Annotated in this window: 6 protein-coding genes, 1 tRNA gene and 1 pseudogene; 6 read left to right on the top strand and 2 right to left on the bottom strand. The window is 67.3% G+C overall.

The annotated features are described in order from the left end of the window. Positions 1 to 301: 301 nt before the first annotated feature. Entirely contained in the window at positions 302 to 2,074 is a 1,773-nt protein-coding gene (locus ABD357_RS04650; protein ID WP_344387660.1) for a hydroxysqualene dehydroxylase, read from the top strand. A gap of 349 nt (positions 2,075 to 2,423) precedes the next feature. On the opposite strand, the gene ABD357_RS04645 is transcribed toward ABD357_RS04650, so the two are convergent. Both ABD357_RS04645 and ABD357_RS04640 read right to left on the bottom strand, forming a co-directional pair. Next, on the bottom strand, positions 2,424 to 4,127 hold the full coding sequence (locus ABD357_RS04645) for a tyrosine-type recombinase/integrase (RefSeq protein ID WP_344387659.1): 1,704 nt from the start codon (positions 4,125 to 4,127) through the stop codon (positions 2,424 to 2,426). 87 nt (positions 4,128 to 4,214) lie between these two features. Then, positions 4,215 to 4,287, bottom strand: a tRNA-Arg gene (locus ABD357_RS04640). Between the two features lie 931 nt (positions 4,288 to 5,218). Here ABD357_RS04640 and ABD357_RS04635 point away from each other — a divergent pair. The 5 genes and pseudogenes from ABD357_RS04635 to ABD357_RS04615 all read left to right on the top strand — a co-directional run bounded on the left by ABD357_RS04635 (position 5,219) and on the right by ABD357_RS04615 (position 9,131). Continuing rightward, positions 5,219 to 5,773, top strand: coding sequence for a hypothetical protein (locus tag ABD357_RS04635; RefSeq protein WP_344387657.1), 555 nt, complete (start codon positions 5,219 to 5,221; stop codon positions 5,771 to 5,773). A 16-nt stretch (positions 5,774 to 5,789) separates the two neighbouring features. Further along, positions 5,790 to 5,990: pseudogene (locus tag ABD357_RS04630) on the top strand (helix-turn-helix domain-containing protein); the annotation flags it as partial. Positions 5,991 to 6,215: 225 nt separating this feature from the next. Continuing rightward, a complete protein-coding gene (locus tag ABD357_RS04625; protein ID WP_344387656.1) occupies positions 6,216 to 7,052 on the top strand; it encodes a transposase family protein in 837 nt (278 codons plus the stop codon). A gap of 394 nt (positions 7,053 to 7,446) precedes the next feature. Further along, a complete protein-coding gene (locus ABD357_RS04620) occupies positions 7,447 to 7,869 on the top strand; it encodes a RidA family protein (protein WP_344387655.1) in 423 nt (140 codons plus the stop codon). Continuing rightward, on the top strand, positions 7,857 to 9,131 hold the full coding sequence (locus ABD357_RS04615; protein WP_425584739.1) for a MalY/PatB family protein: 1,275 nt from the start codon (positions 7,857 to 7,859) through the stop codon (positions 9,129 to 9,131). Before ABD357_RS04620 ends, ABD357_RS04615 begins: the two co-directional genes overlap by 13 nt. The last annotated feature ends 42 nt before the right edge of the window (positions 9,132 to 9,173 follow it).

Here is a 9,173-nt window from a genome sequence, read left to right as displayed (position 1 = left end):
GCCGACGCCGTCGAGGGAATCTTTGCGGACTCGGGCGGCACCTACGGCTCGCCGAAGGTCTGGCTCCTACTGGTCCGCGACGGCTGGCGGGTCTCGGTGACGAACACGACCACCGAACCAACTCCGCCCTGGGGCTGGCCGCATAGAAGATCTCCACAGTTCGAGGGGATTGACAGACGCAAACACGCCACATTCGCGCGCATGCCCACGTCAGTCATGTCCATGCCTTCCGCGTCGAGGGGTACTCCTTTAGGCTCCTCCGCCGGACCGCAGGCGTTACCGACGGTAGGGGAGACCGGTCATGGGGCGAACGGGCAGCACTCGACGCACCTTTGTGGTGGGGGCCGCGGCCGCAGGCGGGGCTGTGGCGCTGGGCACCGGCACGGCGGCTTCAGCGGCACCGGCGCAGGGACGGCAGCAGGCCGTCGCCGTGCTCGGCGGTGGCGTCGCCGGGCTGACCGCGGCGCATGAACTCGCCGAGCGGGGCTTCGCAGTGACCGTCTACGAGCGCCGGGCGCTCGGCGGCAAGGCCCGCTCCATGGACGTACCGGACAGCGCGAAGGGAAGCCGCAAGCCACTGCCCGCGGAGCACGGGTTCCGCTTCATCCCGGGGATCTACCACAACCTCCCCGACACGATGCGGCGCATCCCCTTTCCCGGGAACGCAGGCGGCGTCTGGGACAACCTGATCGCACCCAAGGAGATGATGTTCGCGCGGAACAACGGCCGCGAGGATCTGCGGATACCCATCCCCGGTGAGAAGGAGCCCGCCGAGCTCACCCTCGACGACATCAGACGCGCCCTCACCGGCCTCCTGGAGACGGGATTCAATCTTCCTCTCCATGAGATCGCGTACTTCGTGAACCGCGCCGTCGTCTTCCTGACCAGTTGCGACGCGCGCCGCAACTCCACCTGGGAAGCCACCCCTTGGTGGAGTTTCGTACGCGCCGGGCAGATGTCGAAGGAGTACCAGCGCATCCTCGCGGTCGGCGTCACCCGCAACATCGTCGCCACCAAGGCTGAGGAGGCCAGCACCCGCACGGTCGGCACCCTCGGCGAGGCCTTCGTTTTCAACGCGCTCGGCCGGGGTGCGGACGGCCCACCCGACCGGATCCTCAACGCACCCACCAATGAGGCCTGGATCGACCCCTGGGTGGCTCATCTCACTTCCCTGGGCGTGAAGTTCCGTATCGGCTGGACCGTGCACGAGGTGAGGCTGGGCGGAGACGGGCGGGTCTCCGAGGCCGTCATCGAGGATGCGGACGGCGTCCGTCGCTCCATAACCGCCGATCACTATGTCTCCGCCATGCCGGTGGAGCACGCGCGGCGCACCTGGAGTGCCGGATTACGCGCTGCCGACCCACAGCTGGCGCGCTGCGACAAGCTGCTGACGGACTGGATGACGGGCCTTCAGTTCTATCTGACCGAGACGCCGCCCGTGGTACAGGGCCACTTCAACTGCATCGACTCGCCATGGTCGCTGACCGCGATCGCCCAGGCCCGGCACTGGCCAGGGCGTGACTTCGCCGCCGACTACGGCGACGGCGTGGCCAAGGAGTGTCTGTCGGTGGATATCTCCGAGTGGGACAAGCCCGGCGTCCTGTACGGCAAAACGGCCAAAAAGTGCACCCGCGAGGAGGTCGCACGCGAGGTGTGGGCACAGCTCAAGGACGCACTCAACGACACCGGCAAGACAGTGCTGCGCGACAGCACGCTGCACTCGTGGTTCCTGGACCCCGGAGTGGACGGGATCGGCACCCCGCACCCAACCAACCAGGACGAGCTGCTGATCCACCCCGTGGGCACGCTGCACAACCGCCCTTCGGCCAGGACCACGGTCCCGAACTTCTTCCTGTCCGGGGATTACGTCGCCGTGGACATCGACCTCGCCACCATGGAGGGCGCGAACGCCTCGGCCCGTCAGGCGGTCAATGCCCTTCTGGATCAAGCAGGTTCGAGTGCGCCGCGCTGCACGGTCACCCCGCTGTTCCGGCCGCCGGAGCTCGAGAGCCTCAAGCGCCACGACCACTTCCGCTTCAAGGCCGGCCTGCCGAACGCGTTCGACCTGGGGTGATCCAGTCGGGAGCGGTCGCTCGACCTGATCAGCCATGACGCCGGCGAGGGCACCCTTCTCGTCGCCCTCCCAGCTGCCGGCCGGGGAGCACTCACTCTGGAAAGCCGGGGCTCTGATCACCTACGGACAGCGGCCTGCTCGCCCAGCAGCCCCAGGTGCGCGTCGGCACAGCGGAACGCGCGCACCGGGCGGCCGCACCACAAGCGCACCAGATCAGGCGGGGAACAGCGGGGAATGGCGGTGAGAGCGGTCCGGCCTGAGGAGGCGGCAGCCAGGGCGTTCCCCCAGTTCATTGCCCGGACAGGCCTCGAATGATCGCAGCTTCCCAAGCTGAGGGCCCCGGGAACTGTCATAGCGGACGGCCGTCGGGACTTGCTCTGGTCGACGACATGCCCTGACGCCGTTCGGCGTTGGAGGCCTCCTCGTGGACCTCACGGACGACGGCACGACGACCACGGCTGACCTCGATCAATCCGTCCTTCTTCAACTGGGTGAAGGCGCGGTGGGCGGTGCCGATCGAGACGCCGTGGGCCTGGGCGATGTCGCCGACGGTGGGGACATCCTCGCCCGGGAGCATCGTGCCGTCCTTGATGGCACCTGCGAGCTCTTGGGCGATCGCCTCCCAGGGAGCGAGTTCTCGAGGTGGGGCTGCCTCCATCTTGGTGGTCCTGCCGATGGGACCCACCTCCGTGTCCGGGCGGGCCTGGATGGCTGCCTCGCACTGGCCGCACAGGGCTTCGGCCCCGTCGTCGGTGACGACGAGCATCGCCCACAGCGACTCATTTCCGCACCCGCAGACCAGGCGCAGCCCGTTGATGACGGTCGTGACCGGCTGCTTGGTGAGCAGCCCTTCTGGCACCGGCAGCTGCTTGGCGAAGGCGGTGACGGCCTGGCGGTCGGAGGTGGCTAGGAAGGCCGCGTAGTACTTCAGCGTGGTCGCGCCTCCGCCGCCGTGGCCGACGCGGCCGGCGACGGTTCGTACGTCGGCACCGGCGCCCAAGAGCTCGGTCACGTTGTACGCGCGCAGGTCCTTCAGGCGGTGAGTGTGGATCTTCAGCTTCTCCGCGAGGCGGCGGTATCGCTGGCTGACGCTCGACGGCACGAGCGGGGCGGAGCTGTCGGCTTCGCCGGAGAACACGAAGGCATCGCGCGCGAGTTCACCGCCGAGCGTCTTGCAGCGTTCTTCAGCACGGGCTCGGTGGGCGACCAGAACTGAACGTGTGATCACGTCGATGGCCTGCTTGCGGCGCTGATGGGTCTTGGTGTCCTTGATTCGGCGGCCGTTGTTGGAGTGCTTTACGAAGAGTTCGAGCCGGTCGAGATTGATGTCCGACCAGCGCAACGCGCACATTTCGCCCCGGCGCGAGCCGGTCACCATCGTCATGAACAGGAACGTCCCCCAGTCCAGGTCCCGCTGCCAGGCCGTGTTGAGAACGAGGACCGCTTCTTCGGGAGTCGGTGGGTCGGGGTTCGGCTTGGGTTGGGAGGGTGGCTCGGCGAGGGCGGCGACGTTCGACGTCACGTAGCCCCAGCGCAGGCCGCGGTCGAGAGCGGGCCGCAGGATGAAGTGAATCTTCCGGATGGAGTTCGGTTCGAGGATCTGGCAGACGTGCTTCTGCTTGGTCTTCGGGTCGGTCTTGCCGTTGCGTCGGCCCTCGCACTGCTCGCGGCACTTCCGCAGCCGGGAGTAGAACAGCTCGAGCATCTCGGCGGTCAGCTTGCCGGCCTTCAGGTCGCCGAAGGTGGGCTTGAGGTAGTTGCGGATGATGCCCTCGGCCCGCTCGTACGACGTCTCGTCCAGCTCGGCGACGCCGAGCCAGCGGTCGAGGAGGAAGGACATCGTCACCTGGGTCTTGGGGTGGCGTTGTTCGTCGACCTGGTTGAGGAGTTTGGTGCGGACCTTCTCTGCTTCCGCCCAGGTCGCGGCCTGGTCGTGGAGGTAGATGTCCTTCTTCGTGAGCGGGTCACGCCCGGCGTAGACCCGGACCTGAAAGCCGGCCCCGTTGGGTCGGATGCTGCCGCGCTGACGTCGCTTGGATGTCTTGGTCGCCATGGTTCTGGAACCTATTCATGGTTAATGCCATGGCTACGACGAACAGCGCGCCTACCCCTCAGAGGTAAACGCGCTGGTCAGACACTGTGCCCCCGGCAGGATTCGAACCTGCGACACCCGCTTTAGGAGAGCGGTGCTCTATCCCCTGAGCTACGAAGGCGGAGGCTTGTAAAAAACCTTGGAGAAAACCCAGCGAGTGGATCTTCAGCCGAGGCATACAAGCCCGCTGGTCAGTGGGGGTGCGCTGGTGCTCGCGACGGTTTCCCGGGCGGACATCTGGCGCGACCTGACCGCTGACGTGAACAGCGTAGCGGATTGGGGCGGAGCGGAGGTGTGGAGTACGGGGGGTGGGGCGTTGCGAAGGGCTTCATCTGCAGGTTTCTGTGCAGGGCTGGTTGGTGTTCGTCTCGGTCTGCGCGTGACGGAGGTTCGGTTTGTCCGTTCCGTCGCCGACGTGGAGCTGAGGTCGTTACGGGTGCCGATGTCCGGCAGGACGTCGCCGTTGAGAACTCGGGCGACGGTGGAATGCGCGACACAGGCCACGTCGGCCAGTCCGCGAAGCGAAAGCTTGCGGGAGCGCATGGTGCGGTTCAGGTCGCTGGCGAGGAGTAGCCCGCAGTAGGCGCTCAGTGGAGCGTCGTGGGTCAGGGTGACCTCCGGCCAGTCTCCGTCCGCTACGTAGTACAAAGGGTGCTTATCGTTGTCACTGCGTGGCATGTACAGATCGTGCCACGCGCCTGGGTGGCCGACCGGTGCCTTTGCAGCGGCGGGGGCCTGTTCCCGTAGGGAAGCGTGGCGCTGGGCGCCGTGATTCCGAAGGCGTGCGACCAGTGGGGGCTTCGGGGCCGTGACCCGCACGCTGCGGGGCCGGCCGGTGTGGGTGTTCGCAGAGCCGGCTCTGGTGTGTCGCCAGGAAGCTTGCTCCTCAAACTAGTGCCGCATCAGACAACGTTCGCCCTGTTCGGCTGCGGCTTTGGCTCGAAGGGCGCGACCGCAGCACCGGCGGCGGTTGAGGACGTCGGACAACACGGCCCACGCTAAGTTGAGAATCCTTGGACCGGCGGGCTGCTCTTCCGTCTAGGGTCTTGATCATGTTCAAGTCAGGGGTGGGGTTCCTCGCGTTGTTCGGGCTCGGCTGGTGGCTGCTGGGCTCGAGTGCATTCGACGGGTTGATGCAGCAGGTCCTGGCCGTAGTCGGCTGTGCCGTCATGGTGGGGCTGATGCTCGCCGCACGCCGTTTCCTTCCCTCGTCGGCAGGGGGACCATTCCCCCTTGACCGACGTCGACGGTTCAACCAGATCAACGGGCTCCAGTGGCTGCTGATCATCGCCATCGCCGCAGTCTGCCGTCACGTCGGGGTGCCGGTGCTCATTCCCCCGCTGATCGCGGTTGTCGTCGGGCTCCACTTCCTGCCGTTGGCGGCGGTGTTTGAGCAGCCCCGACTGCGAATACCGGCGGCCCTGCTGATCGCTTCCGGGGCGGCGGGCATGACCGTCTGGCTCACGAACGGCCCGGACGAGAGCGTTCGCCTCGTGGTGGGCCTTATTTCTGCGCTCTCCCTGTGGGGCATGGCGATATGGACAGTCGCAGGGGCGGCATCCGCTGCCGGGCAAGGGGCAGGAAATGCGGGTTCTGGCGGCGCGTGACTGGCACCCTGTCTTGGTGGCAGAGCGAGTACGCGTGCGTGAGATCGACGATGACGAGGGGCGGCGGCTGCTGCGGATCATCCGCAGGGGCACCGGGTCGGTGGTGACCTGGCGGCGGGCTCAGGTGGTCTTGCTGGCCGCTCAGGGTATGCCGGTGGCGAAGATCGCCGAGGTCACGTTCACCAGCGCCGACCGGGTCCGCGATGTGATCCACAACAACCGGCGACTACCGCAAGATCCTGGCGATCGTGCGGGAGGCCGACGGTCCGGTGCAGGTCAGGACGGTCGGCGAGCGGCAAGCTGGAGCCTTTGCGGGCGAAGATGACCAAGCTCGCCGACCGCGGTTGGCTGCACAAGCGGGGCGACGAGCGGTTCACGGCACGTCCGTAGTCGCGCGGGGCGTGTCCGTACCTGACGGGCCCCCGACGGCAGTTGAGTTTGTGTGACGAAAAACAACAGTTCCGTCGAGGGCCCTGACGGCCTTGTCTGCACCGCCCGCCTGCCGCTGTCGAGTGCCACCCTGAACTGGCTCGCCGACCTGATACGCGGCCACCTCAAGAAGATCGGCTCGCGGTGGCGCGTCCTGCCCGCGGGGAAGATCGCCGCCATCGTGCTGGCGGTACTGCGCTGTGACCAGCGGCCCGGCGACCTGGCCGGCGGCAACGGAGTGCACCGCACCACCGTGACCCGATGGGTGAGGGAGGTCGTCGGCCTGCTCGCCGCCCGTGCCCCACGCCTGGACCGGGCCCTGAAGAAGATCGCCCGAATGGGCGGCGGCATCGTACTGCTGGACGGATCGGTGATCCGTACCCGGCGCAGAACCGGGAAGGAGAACCGGAAGAACTACTCCGGCAAGAACAAATGCCACGGCCTGCTCGTGATCGCCGTCACCGACGACCGGGGCCGACTGCTGTGGATCTCGGCGGCCCGCCCCGGGCGCACCTCGGAGATCACCGCCTGCCGGCACGACAAGCTCACCCGGAAACTGCGGGAAGTCGGGCTCGAAGCCATCGCTGACCTGGGATTCGTCGGCCTCGACGACGGCGGCCCCGACGTCGACCCGGCGGTGATCACCGGCTACAAGGCCGCCCGGAACCGGCCCCTGACGCGAGGCCAGAAGCTGTCCAACACGGCACTGGCGGCCGTCCGGGCACCCGTCGAGCACGGCTTCGCCCACCTCAAGAATTGGCGCGCCCTGGGCAAAGTTCACACGGATTTGAGGTGGGCGACGACGCTGGTGAGGGCCCTGGTACTGACAAACCGGGAAGTCGCCCGCTGAGCGATGATCTTGCCGATGGACTACCGCCCCGGACCTGGCCGAGCTTCCCGGTGCCTACGCACACCAGACCATCTGACGTGCAGTTTTCACACATACTGCTCACTGCGGACCGGTGATGACTTGAGGGCTCGAGGCTCGACGTCCGGCGCCAACTTCAAAATCCTGTTGAAAAGGGATGCGGTATCCGTTCAGATGTCAACACTCTATTGAGTGCAAGCGAGAGCAGATCTCCTGCGCTTACCCTCAAGCGTTAAGCTCGCACGGCCACAAGACTTCAACGACACGTGCAGCTCTTGCCAAAGTAGCCAGACGTCTGCAACGCTGCGTTGAAGTCTGACAGAGGCTGCGGCCCATGAGCCGTCACCCCCTCATCTCTTGACCATGGAGGTCTGTCGTGAGTCAGCCAGCTTCGGCGCCGCCCCTGTACGAGAGCGCCGTCCGCGTGGGCGATCTCCTTTTCATCTCCGGCCAGCTCCCGATCGGGGACGACGGGGTGCAGCATCCAGGGTTCGTCGGCCGGGACGTCACCGTGGAGCAGGCGCGGCAGGCGGCTGCTCTGGCCACGCGGCGGTGCCTCGATATCGCCCGGGCGGAGCTCGGGTCACTGGACGCGATAAAGGGGATCGCTCGGCTAGGGGGGTACGTGGCCGTCGGGGAGGGGTTCACCGACGCGCCCGCCGTCGTGGACGCCGCTTCGCAGGTGGCACGCGATGAACTCGGCGACCGAGGGCGCCACGCACGTCTCGCGCTCGGTGTGGCGTCGCTGCCCCTCGGCTCTTGCGTCGAGATCGAGACGGCGGTCCAATGCTGGAGATGACCACCGCTGGTGGGCGCGGCTCAACAGGCGCCAAGGCCGAGGCTCAGGGGTATATGAATCCTCTCGAGGAGTTCACGCTCGAGCAGCTCCGTCAGCGCAGGAGCATGAAGTGGCGCACGCACCCGGCAGATGTCCTGCCCTTGTGGGTCGCTGAAATGGACGTACCGCTCGCGCCGGCCGTCGCCGACGCGCTGCGCGAAGCCATCGAGACCGGTGACACCGGGTATCCGGCCGGAGCGGAGTTCGCCGAGGCACTGGCCGGCTTCGCCTCGCGGCGGTGGAACTGGGACGGAGTGGACGTCGACCGAGTCGGTCTGATCCCGGACGTGATGATGGGCGCCGTCCAGGTGCTGCGGCTGATCACCGACCCCGGCGACCCGGTGATCGTCAATTCTCCGGTGTACGCACCCTTCTACGCCTTCGTCACCCACGACGGGCGCAGGGTCATCGAAGCACCGCTCGGACAGGACCTGCGGCTGAACCCGGAAACGCTGGAGGACACCTTCCGGCGCGCCCGGGAAGCGAGCGGCAAGGGCAAGATCGCCTACCTCCTCAGCAATCCCCACAACCCGACCGGCACGGTCCACACCAAGGAGGAGCTCACCGCCGTGGCGGAGCTGGCTCGCCGGTACGGTGTCCGGGTCGTCGCCGACGAGATTCACGCCCCACTCGTGCTGCCGGGCGCACAGTTCACCCCCTACCTGAGCGTGCCCGGGGCTGAGAACGCCTTCTCGCTCATGTCGGCGACCAAGGGCTGGAATCTCGCCGGTATCAAGGCGGCACTCGCCATCGCAGGGCCCGAGGCAGTCGCTGATCTGCGCCGGGTGCCCGGAGAGGTCCGCCACGGTGCCAGCTATTTCGGAGTCATCGCCCACACGGCGGCCTTGGCCCACGGGGACGAGTGGCTCGATGCGTTGCTGGAGGGGCTCGACGCCAACCGAGCCCTACTGGGTCGGCTCGTCGCCGAGCACCTGCCCGGGATCGGATACACCAGGCCGGAAGGTACCTACCTGGCCTGGCTCGACTGCCGGTCCCTCGGTCTTGCTCCGGAGGAACGCGCCACGGGCCCGGCGGTCGTCACCGACCTGGCCGGCCCTGCCCAGCTGTTTCTTGAACACGCCAGGGTGGCCCTGTCCTCCGGCCACATCTTCGGAACGGGCGGGGCCGGGCACGTCCGCCTGAACTTCGCCACCTCCCAGGCCGTCCTCACCGAGGCGATCGCCCGGATGGGACGCGCCGCGGCCGCGCTCCACACGCGCTAGCCGAAAGAGAGCCTCACCCACGCGCCGCCCTGTCCCTCTCTG

This window comes from Streptomyces vastus (assembly GCF_039532825.1).
GTDB lineage: Bacteria > Actinomycetota > Actinomycetes > Streptomycetales > Streptomycetaceae > Streptomyces > Streptomyces vastus.
Note: the sequence above shows the minus strand (reverse complement) of the source record. Positions and strands in the feature narration are given on the sequence as shown.